Source organism: Parablastomonas sp. CN1-191 (assembly GCF_049354825.1).
Taxonomy (GTDB): domain Bacteria; phylum Pseudomonadota; class Alphaproteobacteria; order Sphingomonadales; family Sphingomonadaceae; genus Novosphingobium.
Map to the genome: position 1 here is coordinate 2,261,379 of NZ_CP186480.1, position 18,163 is coordinate 2,279,541.

The following is an 18,163-nucleotide window of genomic DNA, read 5'->3' on the forward strand; positions in this document are numbered from 1 at the left end:
GGCGGCCATGTTGATGTCCGCCTCTGATCGTCCCGCCACGCTGTATTACCAGCCCGGCAGCTTCCGTGTGCTCAAGTCCGGCGACCACGTCCTCTGCGCCGTCACAGGCGAGGTGATCGCGCTCGAGGACCTGCGCTACTGGAGCGCGGAGCGCCAGGAGGCCTACGCCGGACCCGATATCGCAACCCGCCGCCTGCTCGGCGCATGATGCGGGGCACGACCACGGCGCTGGTGGCGGCGAGTGCGATCGCCGCGCTGGCGGCGCTGGCACCGCGCGCGCATTTGCACGTGATGGGCGCCGATCCCGGCACGCCCGCGCTTCCGGCGCTTGGACTGTCCGGTCCTTTGACCCAGGGCGGCTGGGTACGCGGCAAGGCGCCGGCCGGCGTCACCCGGCTCACGCTGGCCGGCCAGGACATCGCCATAGCGCCCGACCGCTCGATTTTCCTCGCCTTCGACCGCGACGCGCCCTCGGGCATCCCGCTGGTCGCGACGCTTTCGGGTGGCCGACGGGTAACCACCACGCTCGCGGTCGCGCCGCGCGCGTGGAAGCTCGAGTATATCCCGCTTGGTCCGCGACCGGGCGCTCCGCCCAGCGAAACCTACCGCATCCGCCGCGAAGGCGAGCTGGCACAGATCAATGCCGCGCGCGCCAGCGATCACGCCGTCGGCGGCTGGCGGCAGGACTTTGCCTGGCCGGTGACGGGGCGCATCTCGGGCCGGTTCGGCTCACAGCGGATCTACAACGGGGTCCCCGGCGCCTACCACTCGGGCCTCGACATCGCGCGCCCGGCCGGAACGCCGTTCGTGGCGCCCGCCGACGGGGTCGTCGTGCTGGCGGCGGACAGCCCCTTTTCGCTGGAGGGCAAGCTGCTGATGATCGATCACGGCGCCGGGCTCAACAGCGCGTTTCTGCACGCCTCGCGGCTGGCGGTGAAGGTCGGCGATACTGTCACGAAGGGCCAGTTGATCGGCTATGTGGGCAGCACGGGGCGTGCGACTGGGCCGCACCTGCACTGGTCGATCAAATGGCGCGATGCGCGCCTCGACCCGTTGCTCTTTGTCGCCGGTAGGGCCCCAACCGGCGATTGATTGCGCGTCGGTAACAGCTTCGGCAATTTTGTTGCAAAGCAGCAGGGCGCCTGTTGCAACGCGGCCACAGCCGCCATGCGAATGGCGTAATTCCGCTAATTTCCTTTGCCGCGTGCCCGCCATTTCGCCATGTCGGCCCATCGATCCGGGACGTTGGCCATGGTGCGTGCACCCTAGTTCGCCGTCCCGATCACGAAATTCCGGTATAAATCAACCGGATGAAATGAGGGACTAAACTGTGAAAACAACCTCCAAAATTCTCCTCTCGTCGGCGACCAGCGTTGTTGCGCTGCTGTCGTCGAGTGTGGCCTTCGCCCAGGACACGACCGCAACCGACACCACGACCGCGACCCCGGACAACCAGGGCATCGTCGTTACCGGCTCGCTGATCCGCAACCCCAACCTCGTCCAGGCCAACCCGGTCAACGTCGTTACGGCTGAGCAGATCGAGCTCAAGCAGTCGAACACGGCCGAAGACGTCCTGCGTGAAACCCCGGGCGTCGTCGCCAACATCGGTTCGGCGACCAACAACGGCAACGGCGGCTCGTCCTACGTCGACCTTCGCGGCCTCGGCTCGAACCGCAACGTCGTCCTGCTCGATGGCAACCGCATCGTCCCGGCCGACCTCGCCGGTCGCGTCGACCTCAACAACATCCCGCTTGCCCTGATCAGCCGCGTTGACGCGCAGACCGGTGCCGCGGTGACCACCTACGGTGCCGACGCCATCACCGGCGTCGTCAACTTCGTCACCAAGAAGGACTTCTCGGGTCTGGACCTCACCGTCTCGAACCAGATCACCGAGCGTGGCGATGGCCGCTACACCCGTGCCGACCTTACCCTCGGCGCCAACTTCGCCGATGGCCGCGGCAACGCGGTGCTGAGCCTGGGCTACCAGAACTCGGACCCGGTCTACCAGGGTGCGCGCGACTTCTCGATCAAGCAGATCTCGTCGTTCACCGGCGGTGGCGGCGGTTCGGGTACTTCGGTCCCGTCGCGCTTCTCGGGCACGCGTCCGATCGATCCGCTGACCGGCCGTCCCAGCATCGATCCCACGGTCGCCAACGGCGGCGTGCGTCAGATCAACTCGGCGGGCCAGGCGGTCGCGACCTTCGCGACCTTCAACTTCAACCCGTACAACGTCTTCCAGACGCCGTTTAAGCGCTACAATATCTTCGCCCAGGCGAACTACCAGGTCTCGGACAACATCGAGGTCTACACGCGCGGCCTGTTCTCGAAGAACACCGTGTCGACCATCATCGCGCCGTCGGGCTCGTTCGGTGGCTCTGTCGTGGTCAACCTGAACAACCCGTACCTGCCGGCTGCCCTGCGCAACCAGTTCTGCGCGTTCAACACCTCGACCGTCGCCGGCGTCTACACGCCGCGCTTCGACCAGGCGACTTGCGATGCCGCCGCCCTGGCCACCGGCCCGAGCGACCCGCGCTACCGCACCGTCACGACCGCGCTGAGCCGTCGTACGCCGGAAGTCGGCGCCCGTATCAGCGACTACAGCACGCAGATCTTCGACTACCGCGTCGGCGTTCGCGGTGCGATCACCGACTCGATCAACTGGGACGTCAACGGTTCGTACGGCGAATCGGAGAAGATCCAGACGATCAAGGGCTACACCCTGCAGTCGCGCTTCCGTCAGGGTTCGCTCGTCAACGGCACGCTGGCCAATCCGGTCTGCCAGGACACCTCGAACAACTGCGTTCCGGTCAACATCTTCGGTCCGCTGGGTTCGATCACGCCCGCCCAGGCCGCGTTCCTGAGCGCGAACTCGACCACCCAGGTCAAGACCACGCTGGCCCAGGCCCGCGCGGTGATCTCGGGTGACACCGGCTTCTCGCTGGGCAGCGGTGCTGAGCCGGTCGGCTTCGCCATCGGTACCGAGTTCCGCAAGTACGGTGCCCAGCAGGCGTCGGACACGCTGGCCAAGACGGCTGGTGAACTGGGCGGTGCCGGCGGCGCGGCTCCGGACATCAACGGCGGCTACAAGGTCTACGAAGGCTTTGCCGAACTTATCGTCCCGGTCATCGGTGACCTGCTCTCGGTCGATGGCGGTGCGCGTTACTCGCACTACGAAGTCGATGGTGGCGGCAAGACCAACACCTGGACCTACAAGGTCGGTGCCACCTTCCAGCCGGTGCCGGACCTGAAGTTCCGCGGCAACTACGCCCGCGCCGTTCGCGCCCCGAACATCGGCGAGTTGTTCACGCCGAACACCACGGTGCTGACCAACCTCGGTATCGATCCGTGCGCCGGTGCTGCTCCGACCACCAACGCCAACCTCCGCGCGGTCTGCATCGCGCAGGGTGCGACGGCTGGTCAGATCGGTTCGATCACCAACCCGACCGCCGGCCAGGCGAACATCACCTCGGGCGGCAACCTCAACCTGGCGCCCGAAAAGGCGACCACGTGGACCGTTGGTGCGGTGTTCCAGCCGTCCTTCTTCCCGCGCTTCAACATGTCGCTGGACTACTACAACATCAAGGTGAAGGACGTTATCGGTTCGCCGCTGCCGGGTGACCTTGTGTCGGCCTGCTTCGGCAGCATCACCGCCGCCAGCGCCACCGATCCGAACTGCACGGTCATCCGTCGTAACCCGCTCACCGGCGGTCTCGACGGCGATCCGGCCACCACGCCGGGTCTGTACGCGCCGCTCAACAACCTGGGCAAGCTGTTCACCGACGGCTTCGACCTGATCGCGAACTACAACCGCGATTTCGGTGCGATCGGCTGGTCGATGAACTTCGTTGGCAACTACACCCGCCACTCGAAGTACCAGGCGACGCCGGGCGGTCTCGATCGCGAATGCGTCAACTACTACTCGGTCAACTGCTCGTTCACGGGCTCGATCCAGCCGAAGTGGCAGTGGTCGCTGCGCAACACGTTCTCGGTCGACAAGGTCGACGTGTCGCTCCTGTGGCGCCACATCGGTGCCGTCGAGCACGAGCCGCAGGACGCCATCGACAACGGTCAGCCGTTCTTCTCGGGCACCCTGCCCGCGAGCACGGGCCCGGTCGCCGGCCGCACCGTCGATTTCAACAAGATCGGCGCTGCCAACTACTTCGACCTGAGCACGCGTTACAACGTGAACGACAACTTCACCTTCACGTTCACGGTGCAGAACCTGCTCGACCGTCAGCCGCCGATCGTCGGCAACACGGCCGGCGCCACGACCTACAACAGCGGCAACACCTACCCGTCGACCTACGACGCGCTGGGTCGCCGTTACGCCGTCCAGGCGAAGGTCAAGTTCTGATCCCATCGGGTTCACGAACCGAAACACGGAAGGGGCGGACAGCAATGTCCGCCCCTTTTCGTTGTGCCCTCCGCGCTTGACAGTGCGCGGCGGCGCGGCCCACGCCGACCATCATGACGATTGAAGACCTGGCGCCGGCGGCAGCCGCTTCGGAAGCGGCACTCGCCGCCGGAACCGCGGATGCCTACGACCTGGGCATCGCCGCGCTGGCCCGCGGCCTGGCCGGCCGCGAAGGCGAAGCCGAGGACCTCTTCAACAAGGCCGTGGCGCTCCAGCCAGACGATCCTTCGCCGCTTGTTTTCCTTGCCATCTGGCGCCGCGAACAGGGCCAGCTGCGCGACTCTGCACTTGCCTGCGATCGGGCGATTGCCCTTGCGCCGGGCTATGCCGACGCCTGGCTGGAACGCGGGGCGACCCTGGCAGCAGGCGGATCGGCCGCGGCGGCGCGGGCGTCCTTCGAACAGGCTGCGCGGCTGGCGCCGCATTCGGCGCGCGCGCACGCCGGCATCGCCTCGATCGCAGCGCGCGAGGGAGATCGCCTTGCCGCAAACGAACACGCCCGGACCGCACTGGGCATCGAACCTGGCAACGCCGTCGCGCGCAATGCGCTTGCCTCATTGGCCCTAGAAGACGGACGAGCCGATGACGTCCCCGGCTTGCTAGATCCCGTGGTGGCAACCTTGCCGGCCTCGGTCGAGCGTTCGCAGGCTCGCTCATTGCTTGGTCAGGCGGCGACGCGGGCTGGCTCTATCGAAGCGGCCTATGAACATTTCCGCCACGCCAACGAGGATTACGTGACACTGACGGCACGAGCAGCTGCCGGCTCCATCAACCAGTACGATTTCATCGCCGCCATCGACGCCGGTCTGGCTGCGGCGCTGCCAGCCTGGGGGCCGCCGCTCCCGCCGCGAATTATCGCCGCAGCCGCGCCGCGGCATGTGTTCCTGCTTGGCTACCCACGCTCCGGTACGACTCTGCTGGAGAATGTCCTTGCCTCGCTCCCCGGTGTCGAAGCCCTGGAAGAGCGGCCGACGTTCGCCGAACTCGATAGCGTGCTGCTCAGTGGTGATGCCGGCGCTGTCTCACGCGGCGTGCAGGCCTTCGCGCTGTGGGGCGAGGACCGCCTTGCAGGCGCGGCGCGCGGATACTGGCAGCACGTCCACAACGCCGGCATCTCGACATCCGCAGAGACATTCCTCGACATGGACCCGCTCAAGGGCACGCGGCTGCCGTTCATCGCGCGGATGTTTCCGGACGCCCGTGTGATCGTGTTGCGCCGCGATCCGCGCGACGTCGTGTGGAGCTGCTTCCGCACCAATTTTGCGGTCACGAGCAACACGCTCGAGTTCACCTCGCTGGAACGGGTGGCACGGCATTACGATGCGCTGATGCGTTTGACGGACCGCGCTTTGCAAAACCTCCCGATCGCGGCGCTGGAGGTCGACTACCAGCGCCTGGTGCGCGAATTCGACACGGTAACGCACGAGATTTGCGCATTTACCGGCCTTGAATGGAGCGAGAACCTGCGACGTTTCGATCGAACCGCGCAGGAACGCGGGGTCGGCACGGCCAGCGCCACGCAAGTGCGGCGCGGACTTTACGATGGCAGCGGCCAGTGGCGCCCGTTCGCCGAATATTTCGAGCCGATCATGCCGATCCTGGCCCCGTGGATCGCCCGCTTCGGCAGCGGCGACTAGGCGAGCAGAGGCAGCGGTGCCGTCAGCGCGATGCCGGCGTTATCCGCGACCTTTGCGCCCCATTGCAGCACCGCGTCGATCTCTTCGCCATAGGCCTCGCGCGCCTCGGCATATTCGCGGGACCGCGCCGCGACATCGAACGCTGCGCCGGATTTCGAATGGCGACGAAACAGCGCGCCGGCGGCGATGGATTCGGCTGCAGTTGCGCCGATCGCAAGGCCGAGGTGGTCGCTTACAGCGCCCAGCGCCTCGGCCGGACGCGCGGTCATCCGATCCGCGTCGAGGGAGGCGAGCCGCGACGCGCCAAGCTTTGCACCCAGCTCGGCGAACAGCCATTGCTGCGCCAGCCAGCCGGTGGCAGCAACCTGGAGGTCAGCCTGGCGCAGCAGGTCGCCCGGCTCGAGGCCCAGTGGTGCCAGCAGACCTTGCCGGGCAAAGCCCTCGGCCAACTCGCGCACCCACAGGCGGCACGCCAGCCCCTTGCGCACGACCGAGACCAGGAACGTTTCCAGCGGGGCGTGCAGGAATACCGCGCGTGCCTGCGGCTGCAAGGCCATGAACAATTCGGCAAAGCCGTTGAGCAGGTTCGACGGTTTGACGATCACCGCCTCGCCAGCTTCGAACGGCCGGCCGAGCAAGCGGAGCGCGGCGTGAGCGGCCCGCGCGGTGGCGGCAGGCGCCGCTCCGCGCAGGCGGAAGCCAACCATGTCGTTCAGGACGACCGGCTCGCTCAGTCCCATCGCCGCGCCGGGGTGCGACAGCGCCCGCGTCAGCAGGGTCGATCCGCAGAACGCTGAGTGGAAGATGAAATGCAGCGGCCCGTCCGCGCAAGCCGACAGAACGTCGGCGCAGGGAACGTCGGGGCCGGTCGGGCGCGGGCCGAGGCAGTCATCGGTCAGGAAAGGGACGGCGCCGTGGTCTTCGCGCGGCAGGTACAGGAAGCGGAAGGCGTCGGTATCCTCGACATAGCGGTGCGCCAGCCAGCGCGGATCGGACAAGTCGAAAGGGGGCCCCGGCTCCATCGGGACGGTCTACGCGGCGCGCGCGCGGGCGGCAATCGTGCTTGTCGGGCCCCCGGCGCAGACTGTATGCCGCCGAGATGGTCCAACCCGCCGTTCCGTCCGCCGCGCTCGAGGCCAACCGCGTCGGCATGGCCGCACTCCAGTCCGGTGACGCGGCCGCGGCGCGGACCGCCTTTGAGCAGGCGACCGCGGCGGATCCGCAGGCCGGGCCGCTGTGGATGAACCTTGCGCATGCAAACCGCCTGCTCGGTGATGCCGGGGGTGAGCGCCTTGCGCTCGATCGCGCGCTGTCGCTCGATCGCACCGATTTCGGCGCCCAGTTGCGCCTTGCGCAACTGCTGCAGCGGACCGGTGCCGAGCGTGACGCGATGATCGCCTGGAGCGGCGCGGCGCAGCTTGCTGCGGCGCTGCCCGGGCTGCCGTCGGCGGTCCTGGCCGAAGTCGCCGCCGGGCAGGCCTATGCCGATGGATTGCGCGCGCGGCTCGCCGCGGCCAGCAGTGCCGTGGTTGAAACAGCGCAGGGCGCGGGTGAGACCGCGGCCCGCCGCGTCGGCGCCTTCGTCGATCACGCGCTGGGCCGCCGGGCGCTTTACACCAATTCCTGCGCCGGGGTGCATTACCCGTTCCTGCCGGCCGACGAATTCTTCGACCGTCGCCATTTTCCCTGGTTCGCCGAGCTTGAAGCCGCCGCGGCCGAGATCGCGGCCGAACTGGCAGCGCTGCTGGCCGACCCGGGCGAGGCGCTGCGGCCTTACGTCAGGCTCGACGAGGGCACACCCGTCAACGACTGGAGTGCGCTCGACGGCTCGCTGGACTGGGGTGCCTGCTTCCTGTGGGAGTACGGCGAGCCCAACGCCGCCGTCATCTCCCGCTGCCCGCGCACCGCGGCCCTGCTGGAGCGAATGCCGCTGCAGCGGATCGCCGGACGCGCCCCGAATGCGTTTTTCTCAATGCTGAAGCCGGGCAAGACGATCCCGCCTCATACCGGGGTCACCAACACCCGCGCCATCGTCCACCTCGCGCTGGACGTGCCGCCGGACTGCGGCTTTCGCGTCGGCGGCGAGACGCGCGAGTGGATCGAGGGAAAAGCCTTCGCCTTCGACGACACGATCGAGCACGAGGCGTGGAATCGCAGCGACCGGCGCCGTGCGGTCCTGATTCTCGATACCTGGAACCCGCACCTGGAGGCCGCCGAACGCGAGGCAATCGCAGCCTATTTCGCGGCCTCGGATCGCGCGCTTGCCTGATTCGGTCCTGAAGGGGTATATTTTCCGCGTAACCAATCGGAGACTGCCGATGTCTATCCTGGCTGCCAGTCTGCTCCTTGCCGCCGCCGCGCCTGATGCCGCCGCGGCCGAACCCGCGTTGATCGCCGGGCCGATCAAGATGACCAAGACGGAAATCCGCGCCTACAACGCTGCCTTGGCGAGCGACGACCCGGCCTATATCGTCTGCAACAAGAGCGCCGCGACCGGGTCCATGGTCGTGCGCACGACCTGCCGGACTCGCGGCGAATGGGACCGGCTGGCGCAGATCGGCAACCGGGACGCTGTCGAATTGGCGGACTACGCCAAGACTCACCAGTACAGCCTGAGCGAAGAGCCCAAGGGCTCCGTCATGCCGGGCGGGAACTGAGGGGGCCGTGATCGTCGCCGCCCTGCTGGCGCTGGCCGCGGCCGCGACGGCCGACCTTGGCCCCGAGCCCGATGGCCAGCACATGACCGCGGCCGAGATCAAGGCCAGCAATGCGCGGTTCACGCGCGATCACCCTTATTACATCCGTTGCCAGCGCCGCGAGGAAATCGGGTCCCTGGTGAAGACCATTCGCAGCTGCCGGACCAACGCGGCGTGGGAAAGGGCCTGGAAAATCGGCAACCAGGAAGCCCGCGACGTCATGGAAAAGGTGCAGAGCAAGTCGTGGAACACATCGGGCTGAGCCCGCGCGAATTGGAGATGATTTGATGCTGTTTTCAGCCCTGATGGCCCTGGCCGCCGTCACCACCGTGGCTCCCGCCGATCTCGGTCCTGAGCCCGACGGCCAGCACATGACCCCGGCAGAGATCAAGGCCAATAACGCCAAGCTGACGCGCGATCACCCCTACTACATTCGCTGCCAGGTCCGCGACGAGACAGGGTCGCTGGCGAAGAAGATCCGCTCGTGCCGCACCAACCTCGCGTGGGAACGATCCTTCCAGCAGGGCAACCAGAGTGCGCGCGACACTTACGAGGCGATGCAGAGCAAGGCGACCAATACGAATTAAGGTCGCCGCCCTGCTCGCTGCTTAATTGGCGAGGCGAATCACCCTGATGCCAGGCTGTTCGCGGACGTTGGCCATGTAGCCGCCCATGCCGGTGCGGCGGACGCGAATCGCATCACCCACGTGGGCGAAGGTGTTGCGCCCTTCGGTCTGCTTCCAGCGGCTGCCGTCCTCGAGCACGAAGACGTCGAGCTGGTCACTGCCCTGGCGGACCGATCGGATCGTGCTTGTGATCTCCTTGACCTCGTCGGCATCGCTACCACCGAACAGCTTGATCTTAGGCAGGGTCAGCCCGAACAACCCGCGCTGCGCCTCGCGAATCGAGGCACGGTCGGTGACGACCAACTCCTGGCGCTTCTGTGCGGCATCCATCGCGGTCACGGCGCGGTCATAGCAGGCGAGGCGCGCGGCTCCGTCGGTCACGGCCCTGCAATCGAGGACGGCGCGATAGACGGGCGGCGGCGCAGGGGGCTCGTCCTTGGCCAGGGCCGGTGCAGCGGCGAGGGCCGCGGCAAGCGTGATGGCGATCGTGCGGCTGGTCATACTGCCTCTCCCTGGCCCTGTGTCTGGCGGCGAGCCGACCATGGCCACGGCGACGGGGGGACGTCAATCACTGGGGGCCAGGAACGTGAAAAGGGCGCCCGGACCGAGGTCCGAGCGCCCTTTTCCACCGTCTCGGCAGGTTCAGGCGGCGGCCTTGGCCAGCTCGCGCTTCACCTTGAGGGCGCGCGGGCTCAGCTTGGTGTCCGCAGCCTTGAGCAGCCAGTTGTCGAGACCGCCGACATGTTCGACCGAACGGAGCCCGTTGGTCGAAACGCGGAACTTGAAGCTGCGGTCCAGCTTCTCGCTCATCAGCGTGACGTTCTGCAGGTTGGGCAGGAACACGCGCTTGGTCTTGTTGTTGGCGTGGCTGACGTTGTGGCCGACCTGGCGGCCCTTGCCGGTCAGTTCGCAAATGCGGGACATGGCTTTACTCGCTTCGAATTGGCTTGCCATCTGGCGGAAGAAGGCGCGCGCATAGCGAACAGCTCCGTAGCGGTCAAGCGATCCTGCGGGTTTGCGGCGCCTGCTGGCAAGTGCGGCGAATGCCGCTATGCCCACCAGCGATGACTCGCTGGCCGCTATCACCGCCGATGCAGGCCGCGCTTGACCAGGCGCGCCTCGCCGCCGCCGCCGGCGAGGTGCCCGTGGGCGCCGTGGTCGTACACCGCGGGACCGTGATTGCGGCTGCGCATAATGCCCCGCGCCGTCTGCATGATCCCACCGCCCATGCCGAAATTGTCGCCATTCGGGCGGCCGCAGCCGCGCTTGGCCGGGAACGGCTGAACGCGTGTGAGTTGTGGGTCACGCTCGAGCCCTGCGCGATGTGCGCCGGCGCCATCCTCCACGCCCGCATCGGCAAGCTGTACTACGCCGCCGGCGATCCCAAGGGCGGTGCGATCGAGCATGGCGCGCGGGTATTCGCGCAGCCGGGCTGCCTGCATGTGCCCGAGATTTATGCCGGGATAGGCGAGGACGAGGCGGCGGCGCTGCTGCGCGCGTTTTTCGCCGCGCGGCGCTAGGCGGCGGGGGTTCCGTCGGCGGGCGGCAGGTCGTCCGCATGACGCCGACCGAGCCAGGCGCGCGCATCTGGCGCGAACAGGAACGCCACTGACACGACCTGGAGGACAAGGACGACGACGAAGACCGCCAGTGCGAACGGTCCCACGCGCTCCGCCACGCGCAACGACGACGGGGCCCAGAACAGGCCGAGCACAGTTAGCAGCACGATGATCCACTTGGCCACAGTGCTGGCGCGGTACACCACGAAGTACCACAGCAGGACCGCGACCACCGCACCGAACACCACGGAGGCGACCAGGAAGCCGTCGCCCAGTCCCGCGGTCTGCGGGTTGCGCGCCAGCAGATCGCGCTGATGGCCGAACGTAATGAGCGAATTGATGGCGCTTATCACGATCGAGGCCAGGTACAGCTGACTGAAGCGCTTTATCGATACCGGCATTGCTAACGTCCCTCATCACCCGCGGCGCGGCCCAGCGCGCGGGTCATGCTGCAAATCGCGGTGTCAGGCAATCGGTCAGTCGGTCAGCGGCGTGAAATCGAGGCCGATGTCCGCCGCCGGCGCGCTTTGCGTCAGTCGCCCGACCGAGACGTAGTCGACGCCCGAAGCGGCAATGCCGGCGATCGTCGACAGGTTGACGCCGCCCGATGCCTCGGTTGCGGCGCGGCCGGCGATGATCTGCACCGCCGCGGCGAGTTCATCGGGCGCCATGTTATCGAGCAGGATGTGGTGCGCGCCGGCTTCGAGCGCCGGTTCGATCTGATCGATCTGATCGACCTCGCAGATGATTCGCGCGACGCCGGCTCGCCTTGCCCGCGCCACCGCCTCGGCCACGCCGCCGGCGACGAGGACATGGTTGTCCTTGATCATCGCCGCGTCCCACAGCCCCATGCGGTGGTTATGCGCCCCGCCCATCCGGGTGGCGTACTTCTCCAGGTGGCGCAGTCCGGGAATCGTCTTGCGGGTATCGAGCAGCACGCAGTCCGCCCCGCCCATCGCATCGACGTAGGCGCGGGTCAGCGTGGCGATGCCGGACAGGTGCTGCACGGTGTTGAGCGCGCTGCGCTCAGCGGTTAGCATCGCGCGGGCATTGCCCCGCAGCCGCATCAGGCTAGTGCCGGGCGAGGCGGCTTCGCCCTCGCCGACCAGAATATCGATAGTCATGCCGGGATCGAGTGCACGGAAGAACGCCGCGGCGATCGGCAGGCCGGCGACGACGACCGCATCGCGCGTGTCCATCACGCCCGAAAACCGGGCGTCGCCGGGAATCACGCTCTCGCTGGTGACATCGCGCCCGCCGCCGGGGAGCCCGGCGCCAAGGTCCTCATCAAGCGTCCGACGCACGAAGGCGCCGAGATCGAAACCGGTCAATTCAAAGCCCATGCAACCTCATGTTCTCGCCCGGCCGCCGGCCGGAAAATTTAGTGCACGAAGCGCGCAACGACGTCGCGGTATGAGCGCGAGACCTTCACGTCGGCGCCGCTGTCGAGCACCAGGAAGCACTCGCCGTTGGTGTGCGGCTTGACCTGGCGAACCTGGTTGAGGTTGACGATCCAGCTGCGATGAACACGCTGGAACACGCGCGGATCCAGCCGGCGTTCCAGGTCTTTCATCGTTTCGCGCAGGATCAGCGAGTTGTCCGCGGTGTAGATGCACATGTAATCGCCGGCCGCCTCGATCCGCTCGATCGAATCGACGTCGACGCGGAAGATCTGGCCGCGGTCCTTGATATTGATCAGCTTTTCGTAGCGACCCGCCGCCTCGCCTTCGTCCGGCACGGCCTCGACCGCGTCGGGGGCAACCTCGGCCAGCACGGTCTTCAGCTTTTCGGCTTCTTCGGCCGAACGCTTCTCAGCCAGGCGCACGCGCACGCGTTCGAGCGTATCGGCGAGCTTGTCCTCTTCGACCGGCTTCATCAGGTAATTGACCGCGTTGGCCTCGAAGGCGCGCACCGCATGCTCTTGATAAGCGGTGACGAAGACGAACAGCGGCGGCTCGATCTCCATCACGCCCTTGACGACGCTGAAGCCGTCGAACCCGGGCATCTGGATGTCGAGGAAGACGAGGTCGGGCTTCTCGGTCTTGATCTTGCGGATCGCTTCGCGCCCGTTCGAGCACGTGTCGATCACTTCGACATCGGGGAATTTCTCGAGCCTGAGCATCAGGCCCTGGGTCGCCAGTTTCTCGTCGTCGACGAGGATGGTGCGAATGGTCATCTTAGGGGACTGTCCTTCAATCGGTCCGCGGCGCCCCCCGGGATCAGCCGGAACGCGGACGGTTTTTCGTGTCAGCTAACGGCGCTTAGCCGGGCCGGTTCCGCGTGGATCGCGGGCTCTTCGTGTTCATAGGGGATCTCGATCAGTACCGCGAATCCGCCCTCGACGGGCTCGAGCGTTTCGAAGCGATGCTCGCCGCCGTAGGCCTGGCCCAGTCGATCGCGAATGTTGGCCAATCCCACCCCGGTCGATACCGGCTCCCCGCCGTCGAACGTCATGCCTGATAGCCTGTTGTCGCCGTCTCCCGTTTGCAATCCCGGTCCGGTGTCGGAGACGGTGATGCGAAGGTTCTGGCCGACGAGCTGCGCGGCAATGGTAATTTCCGCGCCGGCCTCCTGCGGGCCGACCGCATACTTGATCGCGTTCTCCACCAGCGGCTGGAGCAGCAGAGAAGGAAGCAGCGCGTTCGCCGCGGCGGGATCGATCTGGAAGCGCGGGCGCAGCCGCTCCTCGAAGCGCATCCGCTCGATATCGAGATAGAGCTTCAGCGTCTCCACCTCCTGCGCCACGGTGACGCGGCCGGTCGGCTCGTTGATGAGGGTGTAGCGCAGGAATGACGACAGCCGGCTCAGCATCGCGTTGGCGGGCTCGGTCTGGCGCAGCAGCACCAGCGTCGAGATCGAGTTGAGCGTATTGAACAGGAAGTGCGGATTGAGCTGGTAGCGCAGCATCGCCAGTTGCGCCTGCGTCGCCTGGTTCTCCAGCCGGATCAGCTGGTCGGCCTGTTCCTCGACCTGGATGAAGAAGTTGATCGCGTAATAAAGCGCCGACCACGCGCCAAGCAGCGTCAGGTCGAGATAGAAAACGCCGATGAACAGCTGTGCGAAACTCGATTCGCTGTCGGGCCGATAAAGCCCGATCACCCAGGCATCGATGAAGGCGTAAAGTGCCACCGCGAACGGCAGAATCAGCGCAGTCACGCCCCAGGTGATCAGCGCGCGCCTGTTGATCAGGTGGCGATAGACAACTGACAGGATCAGCGAGATCGAAAAGCCGGTGATCGAGGCGATAAGCACGATGACCAGGAATGACAGCGGCTGCGCGTTGGCCAGGCTCGACATAGCGCGCAGCAGCATCGCGCCGCTCCACCCCAGCGCCTGAAGGCGCCAGAAAGCCTGGTTCTTGTTGGCAAAGAACGGCGTCGGACGAAAGGGCAGCACGGCCATGGCGCGCGTCTAGCAGAGAACGCGGCGCGCCGCGCGAAGGTTTTGCTTGGGCCGCGTCAATCGGGTAATCCGGGCCCAGAGGAGAGCCGCAATGGATATCCATGACAGCGCCGAGGCGCGCGCCACCTTCACCGCAATGGAAAACGGCACCGCGCAGGATTGGGCCATCATCGGCGGCCATTACGGCGATTTCGCGCGCGGACTGCCCGACCGGGTACTGTCGCATCTGCGCCTGCTCGACGGCGATTTCGGCGGCTTTCCGATCGACCGGATGCAGCACAGCCTGCAATGCGCCACCCGCGCGCACCGCGACGGGCGCGACGAGGCCTACGTGGTGATGGCACTGCTGCACGACATTGGCGACACGCTGGGCACCTACAACCACCCCGATGTCGCCGCCGCGATCCTAAAGCCCTTCGTGACCGAGGAGGTGCACTGGATCTGCCAGCACCACGGCGCGTTCCAGGGCTATTACTTCTTCCACTTCCTGGGGATGGACCGCGAAGCCCGCGAGGCGTTTCGCGGCGCCCCGCACTTCGATGCCTGCGCCGAATTCTGCGCGAAGTACGATCAAGCCGCGTTCGATCCGGCCTATCCCAGCGAGCCGCTTGAATTCTTCGAACCAATGCTGCGGCGGGTCATGGCGCGGCCGCTGTCGTCACCTTACGCCAAGGCGATCGCCGCCTAGGCCGGCTTGCCTTCGGCCAGTGCCCGGGCCAGCGCTTCGCGCCCGATCGCGCCGCTGAGGACCTGGTCGCCGACGATCCAGGCCGGGGTTCCCCCGATGCCGAGCTGGCGGGCGAAATCCAGGTTGCGCGCCAGTTCGCCTTCGATCGCCGGGTCCCGCTTGGCGAGCGGTGAGGTATCGACGCCAGCCTTGCGCGCCGCGGCGCTGATCGAGGCCTGCGTCGGCGGGCCCATCGCGAACATGGCGTCGTGGAAGGCAGCGTACTTGCCCTGCCGCGCCGCCAGCAGCGCGACGCGCGCGGCGGCGACGCTTCCGGGCCCCAGGATCGGCAATTCGCGCGTCACGATCTTGAGCTGCGGATCCGCGGCAATCAGTGCCTGCACGTCGGGCAGGCTGCGGCGGCAGTAGGTGCAGGCATAGTCGGTGAACTCGACCAGGACCGTGGTGCCGGCCGGATTGCCCAGGACCGCGCCGGGATAGGCATTGGTCAACCCCTTGCCTGCGCTCTCGAGCGCGCGGGCGGTTTCCTTCTGGCGCAGGCGGTCCATCGCCTCGGGCAGGATCTCGGGGTGGGTCAGCAAGGCTTCGCGCACCGCGGCGGTCATACGCGCCTCGTCGGTGCCGCGCACGCGTTCGAAGGCAAAGCCGCCGGCAAAAGCGGCCACGGCCAACGCCAGCGCGCCGGCGGCGATCAAAAAACGGGTGTGCACGCGGGGGCTACTTCTTTTTGCTCTTGCGATCGCGCTCGATCTCGGCACGCGCCTGCATGGCGATGTCCTGGGCGCGCAGCCAGTCGGGCGAGCCGGTCGGCAAGGCGGCCTCGGCAGCCTCGGCGCTGCGCAGCGCCTCGGGCATGCGCATGCTCATGACTTGCTGCTCGGCGCTGGCAAGGCGGGCGCGGGCATGGTCGCCGTTAGCTTCGTAAACGACGCCGAGCTGGTACCATGCGAACGGATTCTCGCGGTCGCGCGCGACCGCCGCCTTGAGGACCCGCTCGGCCTCGGCGAAATTGGCGTGATCTTCGGTGGCGATCAGCGCGTGCCCGAAGGTGGTGGCGATCAGCGGCTGGTTGGCGGTTTCTTCGGTGGCACGGCGCAGCGGCGCCAGCGCCTCGGCCGGCTTGCCCGATTCGAGCAGGATCTGGCCCTTGAGCTCAAGGAAATAGGGATTGTCCGGCTCGGCCTTCAGCAGCGCGGCGGTCTCTTCCATCGCCTTGTCCATCAGCGCTTCCTTGTGGAAGGCATAAGCGCGGGCATAGTGCGCTGGTATCGAGGTCATCGTCGCGGGATACTGGGTCATCGTCTGCTGCGGTTCCGCCAGGTAGCCGAACAGCTTGGCCTTGGCGCGCTGGAAGCGCTCCTCCAGCCGGGGATCCGGCGCCTTGTTCCAGGCCGCATCCTTGTCGTACGTGTCGGTCAGCGTGGCGATGCGATCGCCCGTCATCGGGTGGGTGGAATAAAACTCGGCCTCGGGCGTACGCTGGAAGCCATAGCGGAACTCCATGTTCTGCAACTTCTCGAAAAAGGCCACCGATCCCTTGCCGGTGATCCCGGCTGCGGACAGGTACTTGGCCCCGGCCGCGTCGGCGCTCTCTTCCTGCCCGCGGCTGTAGGACAGCATCGAGCCGAGCGCCGCCTGCTGGCCGGCCATCATGATGCCCATCGCCGCCTCGCCGCCGCCCAGCGCCGCGGCGATGCCGCCGGCCAGAAGCGACAGCAGCGTGATCCCGCTGGCGCGCTTGTACATCTCGTCACCGCGGATGACGTGGCCGCCGGTGATATGGCCGAGTTCGTGCGCGATGACGCCCTGCACCTCGTTGGCGCTGGTCGCCATGTTGATGAGGCCGGACTGGATGTAGACCGCCTGGCCGCCCGCGACGAAGGCGTTGACGGTGGGATCGTTGATCAGGACGATGTCGACGTTCTTGGGGTCGAGCCCGGCTGCCGCGATCAGCGGCGTCGCCATGTCGTGCAGCAGCGCCTCGGTCTCGGCATCGCGCAGGACGGACTGGGCGGCGACCGGCTGCACCGTCAGCGTCGCGGCAGCCGCCAGCGCCAGGATCCGGGCAACCAGGCAGGCGGAGAAACGGGCTGTGGCGCGCATGGTCCCCGCCTAGCCCCGGTGCGGCTTAATGGCGGCTGAAGCCGCGGAATGGCGAACGCGTCGGCACATCGTCGCACCAAGCCTAACGGCAAGCCTGCCGCCGCGCCATCGGCGTTTGCAGGTCGATCAGCCGATCAGCTTGCGCGCGGCCTTTTCAAGCAGCGGGACGTCCTCGGCGACTTCGCCAAGCAGCACCACTTCGCCAGTGGGAAGCCGACGCGCAACCAGCAGCGTGAACTCGCTGCCCTCGGGCGAAACGCTGCCTAGCGCGGTGTAGTCGAGCTGGCGCAGCTTGCGGGCCAGCGCCTCGCGCGGGGTGTCGCGCGCTTCGCCCAGTCCGGCTTCCTCGCGGCGCAGGCGCCGCTCGGCCGCGACCACTTGCTTGAGCCCGCCCGGAACGCTCGCCAGCATTCCCGCCAGCTCGCCGCGCTCAACCTGCAGGCGCTGCGCATGGCTCAGCGCAGTGGCGTATTCGGCCAGGCGCGTCTTGTCGTATTCGGCCCCGAACACGAGCTTGACGACCGGCGTCATCGGCGCGCGGTCCTGCACCGTCAGCCCGGCGTCGGCGATCAGCGCGGCGAATTCGCGCGGCGCTTCGGCGGCTGCCAGCGAGACGTCGTAAGCGCGGCTGATCGCGGCATAAAGCGTGCTGCGGGTCCGGTCCTCGGCATGGATGGCCTGGTGCGCCAGCTCGCGCGCGACCGCCAGCGTGTCGGCAAGTCCGTCCGCAGGATGAGCCTCGACGTCGAAACTTACAGGCTCGGCAAGGACCGGCGGCTGCGCATCCCCTTCGCTGCCGAGCGCTCCCTCGATGACCGGGTTCTCACGCGGGGCGGCGCGGCGCGTGCCGAGCAGACTGGCGAAGGGGCTGGGCGCATCGTCGTCGCCTTCGTCCTCGTCTTCTTCCTCGCCGGCAAAGGCGCCGAACAGCGGGCGGACCGGTTCGCTCAGCGTCGCCAGTCCGGCGAAAGTGGGCCGTCCGCCGATATCGTTGGCGATCGCGATTTGCTCAGCGGCTTTATCTTCCGGTTCATCCTC

Annotated in this window: 19 protein-coding genes; 10 read left to right on the plus strand and 9 right to left on the minus strand. The window is 67.1% G+C overall.

What is annotated here, in order from left to right; translation table 11 throughout:
* The first annotated feature begins 7 nt into the window (after positions 1 to 7).
* From ACOYW6_RS11270 to ACOYW6_RS11285, 4 genes are all read left to right on the plus strand, one after another.
* Positions 8 to 208, plus strand: a complete 201-nt coding sequence (locus tag ACOYW6_RS11270) for a DUF2093 domain-containing protein (RefSeq protein WP_423141409.1) — start codon at positions 8 to 10, stop codon at positions 206 to 208.
* Positions 205 to 1,092: a M23 family metallopeptidase gene (locus ACOYW6_RS11275; protein ID WP_423141410.1), complete on the plus strand. Its 888-nt coding sequence runs from the start codon at positions 205 to 207 to the stop codon at positions 1,090 to 1,092. Before ACOYW6_RS11270 ends, ACOYW6_RS11275 begins: the two co-directional genes overlap by 4 nt.
* Before the next feature lie 238 nt (positions 1,093 to 1,330).
* Positions 1,331 to 4,354, plus strand: coding sequence for a TonB-dependent receptor domain-containing protein (locus ACOYW6_RS11280; protein ID WP_423141411.1), 3,024 nt, complete (start codon positions 1,331 to 1,333; stop codon positions 4,352 to 4,354).
* Between the two features lie 113 nt (positions 4,355 to 4,467).
* Entirely contained in the window at positions 4,468 to 6,051 is a 1,584-nt protein-coding gene (locus ACOYW6_RS11285; RefSeq protein ID WP_423141412.1) for a tetratricopeptide repeat-containing sulfotransferase family protein, read from the plus strand.
* On the opposite strand, the gene ACOYW6_RS11290 is transcribed toward ACOYW6_RS11285, so the two are convergent.
* Positions 6,048 to 7,073 (minus strand): hypothetical protein, encoded by a 1,026-nt coding sequence (locus ACOYW6_RS11290; RefSeq protein ID WP_423141413.1) that lies wholly within the window; start codon positions 7,071 to 7,073, stop codon positions 6,048 to 6,050. The two genes, ACOYW6_RS11285 and ACOYW6_RS11290, sit on opposite strands and share 4 nt — an antisense overlap.
* Before the next feature lie 77 nt (positions 7,074 to 7,150).
* Here ACOYW6_RS11290 and ACOYW6_RS11295 point away from each other — a divergent pair, with 77 nt between their 5' ends.
* Genes ACOYW6_RS11295 through ACOYW6_RS11310 form a run of 4 tightly spaced genes read left to right on the plus strand, consistent with a single transcriptional unit; the run spans position 7,151 to position 9,334 of the window.
* On the plus strand, positions 7,151 to 8,320 hold the full coding sequence (locus tag ACOYW6_RS11295) for an aspartyl/asparaginyl beta-hydroxylase domain-containing protein (protein WP_423141414.1): 1,170 nt from the start codon (positions 7,151 to 7,153) through the stop codon (positions 8,318 to 8,320).
* Positions 8,321 to 8,369: 49 nt separating this feature from the next.
* Positions 8,370 to 8,708 (plus strand): hypothetical protein, encoded by a 339-nt coding sequence (locus tag ACOYW6_RS11300; RefSeq protein ID WP_423141415.1) that lies wholly within the window; start codon positions 8,370 to 8,372, stop codon positions 8,706 to 8,708.
* 7 nt (positions 8,709 to 8,715) lie between these two features.
* The gene (locus tag ACOYW6_RS11305) at positions 8,716 to 9,009 is read left to right on the plus strand and encodes a hypothetical protein (protein ID WP_423141416.1); all 294 of its coding nucleotides are present in this window, start codon (positions 8,716 to 8,718) and stop codon (positions 9,007 to 9,009) included.
* Between the two features lie 25 nt (positions 9,010 to 9,034).
* The gene (locus tag ACOYW6_RS11310) at positions 9,035 to 9,334 is read left to right on the plus strand and encodes a hypothetical protein (RefSeq protein WP_423141417.1); all 300 of its coding nucleotides are present in this window, start codon (positions 9,035 to 9,037) and stop codon (positions 9,332 to 9,334) included.
* Positions 9,335 to 9,355: 21 nt separating this feature from the next.
* Here ACOYW6_RS11310 and ACOYW6_RS11315 read toward each other — a convergent pair whose 3' ends face one another.
* Together ACOYW6_RS11315 and rpmB are read right to left on the minus strand one after the other, a co-directional pair.
* A complete protein-coding gene (locus ACOYW6_RS11315; protein ID WP_423141418.1) occupies positions 9,356 to 9,874 on the minus strand; it encodes a hypothetical protein in 519 nt (172 codons plus the stop codon).
* Positions 9,875 to 10,015: 141 nt separating this feature from the next.
* A complete protein-coding gene (gene rpmB, locus ACOYW6_RS11320; protein WP_423141419.1) occupies positions 10,016 to 10,297 on the minus strand; it encodes a 50S ribosomal protein L28 in 282 nt (93 codons plus the stop codon).
* 140 nt (positions 10,298 to 10,437) lie between these two features.
* Between rpmB and ACOYW6_RS11325 the strand changes: the two genes are divergently transcribed.
* Positions 10,438 to 10,893, plus strand: coding sequence for a nucleoside deaminase (locus ACOYW6_RS11325; RefSeq protein ID WP_423141420.1), 456 nt, complete (start codon positions 10,438 to 10,440; stop codon positions 10,891 to 10,893).
* Here ACOYW6_RS11325 and ACOYW6_RS11330 read toward each other — a convergent pair.
* The 4 genes from ACOYW6_RS11330 to ACOYW6_RS11345 form a co-directional block, all read right to left on the minus strand.
* Entirely contained in the window at positions 10,890 to 11,333 is a 444-nt protein-coding gene (locus ACOYW6_RS11330; RefSeq protein WP_423141421.1) for a hypothetical protein, read from the minus strand. The genes ACOYW6_RS11325 and ACOYW6_RS11330 overlap by 4 nt on opposite strands.
* A 75-nt stretch (positions 11,334 to 11,408) precedes the next feature.
* The gene (gene nadC / locus ACOYW6_RS11335) at positions 11,409 to 12,275 is read right to left on the minus strand and encodes a carboxylating nicotinate-nucleotide diphosphorylase (protein WP_423141422.1); all 867 of its coding nucleotides are present in this window, start codon (positions 12,273 to 12,275) and stop codon (positions 11,409 to 11,411) included.
* A 38-nt stretch (positions 12,276 to 12,313) separates the two neighbouring features.
* Complete coding sequence (locus ACOYW6_RS11340) at positions 12,314 to 13,108, minus strand: LytR/AlgR family response regulator transcription factor (RefSeq protein ID WP_423141423.1); 795 nt, start codon at positions 13,106 to 13,108, stop codon at positions 12,314 to 12,316.
* A gap of 71 nt (positions 13,109 to 13,179) precedes the next feature.
* Entirely contained in the window at positions 13,180 to 14,334 is a 1,155-nt protein-coding gene (locus ACOYW6_RS11345; RefSeq protein ID WP_423141424.1) for a sensor histidine kinase, read from the minus strand.
* A gap of 91 nt (positions 14,335 to 14,425) precedes the next feature.
* On the opposite strand from ACOYW6_RS11345, the gene ACOYW6_RS11350 reads away from it, so the two are divergent.
* Positions 14,426 to 15,022 (plus strand): HD domain-containing protein, encoded by a 597-nt coding sequence (locus tag ACOYW6_RS11350; protein ID WP_423141425.1) that lies wholly within the window; start codon positions 14,426 to 14,428, stop codon positions 15,020 to 15,022.
* Here ACOYW6_RS11350 and ACOYW6_RS11355 read toward each other — a convergent pair.
* Together ACOYW6_RS11355 and ACOYW6_RS11360 are read right to left on the minus strand one after the other, a co-directional pair.
* Positions 15,019 to 15,732 (minus strand): DsbA family protein, encoded by a 714-nt coding sequence (locus ACOYW6_RS11355; protein ID WP_423141426.1) that lies wholly within the window; start codon positions 15,730 to 15,732, stop codon positions 15,019 to 15,021. The genes ACOYW6_RS11350 and ACOYW6_RS11355 overlap by 4 nt on opposite strands.
* Positions 15,733 to 15,739: 7 nt before the next feature.
* Positions 15,740 to 17,125 (minus strand): M48 family metalloprotease, encoded by a 1,386-nt coding sequence (locus ACOYW6_RS11360; protein WP_423141427.1) that lies wholly within the window; start codon positions 17,123 to 17,125, stop codon positions 15,740 to 15,742.
* Between the last annotated feature and the right edge of the window lie 1,038 nt (positions 17,126 to 18,163).

Coding starts and splice junctions, on each gene's coding strand:
- ACOYW6_RS11345 (WP_423141424.1), bottom strand. CDS start 14,334: ATGGCCGTGCTGCCCTTTCGTCCGACGCCGTTCTTTGCCAACAAGAAC.
- nadC (WP_423141422.1), bottom strand. CDS start 12,275: ATGGGCTTTGAATTGACCGGTTTCGATCTCGGCGCCTTCGTGCGTCGG.
- ACOYW6_RS11275 (WP_423141410.1), top strand. CDS start 205: ATGATGCGGGGCACGACCACGGCGCTGGTGGCGGCGAGTGCGATCGCC.
- ACOYW6_RS11325 (WP_423141420.1), top strand. CDS start 10,438: ATGACTCGCTGGCCGCTATCACCGCCGATGCAGGCCGCGCTTGACCAG.
- ACOYW6_RS11270 (WP_423141409.1), top strand. CDS start 8: ATGTTGATGTCCGCCTCTGATCGTCCCGCCACGCTGTATTACCAGCCC.
- ACOYW6_RS11330 (WP_423141421.1), bottom strand. CDS start 11,333: ATGCCGGTATCGATAAAGCGCTTCAGTCAGCTGTACCTGGCCTCGATC.
- ACOYW6_RS11310 (WP_423141417.1), top strand. CDS start 9,035: ATGCTGTTTTCAGCCCTGATGGCCCTGGCCGCCGTCACCACCGTGGCT.
- ACOYW6_RS11350 (WP_423141425.1), top strand. CDS start 14,426: ATGGATATCCATGACAGCGCCGAGGCGCGCGCCACCTTCACCGCAATG.
- ACOYW6_RS11295 (WP_423141414.1), top strand. CDS start 7,151: ATGGTCCAACCCGCCGTTCCGTCCGCCGCGCTCGAGGCCAACCGCGTC.
- ACOYW6_RS11285 (WP_423141412.1), top strand. CDS start 4,468: ATGACGATTGAAGACCTGGCGCCGGCGGCAGCCGCTTCGGAAGCGGCA.
- ACOYW6_RS11360 (WP_423141427.1), bottom strand. CDS start 17,125: ATGCGCGCCACAGCCCGTTTCTCCGCCTGCCTGGTTGCCCGGATCCTG.
- ACOYW6_RS11340 (WP_423141423.1), bottom strand. CDS start 13,108: ATGACCATTCGCACCATCCTCGTCGACGACGAGAAACTGGCGACCCAG.
- ACOYW6_RS11315 (WP_423141418.1), bottom strand. CDS start 9,874: ATGACCAGCCGCACGATCGCCATCACGCTTGCCGCGGCCCTCGCCGCT.
- rpmB (WP_423141419.1), bottom strand. CDS start 10,297: ATGTCCCGCATTTGCGAACTGACCGGCAAGGGCCGCCAGGTCGGCCAC.
- ACOYW6_RS11300 (WP_423141415.1), top strand. CDS start 8,370: ATGTCTATCCTGGCTGCCAGTCTGCTCCTTGCCGCCGCCGCGCCTGAT.
- ACOYW6_RS11290 (WP_423141413.1), bottom strand. CDS start 7,073: ATGGAGCCGGGGCCCCCTTTCGACTTGTCCGATCCGCGCTGGCTGGCG.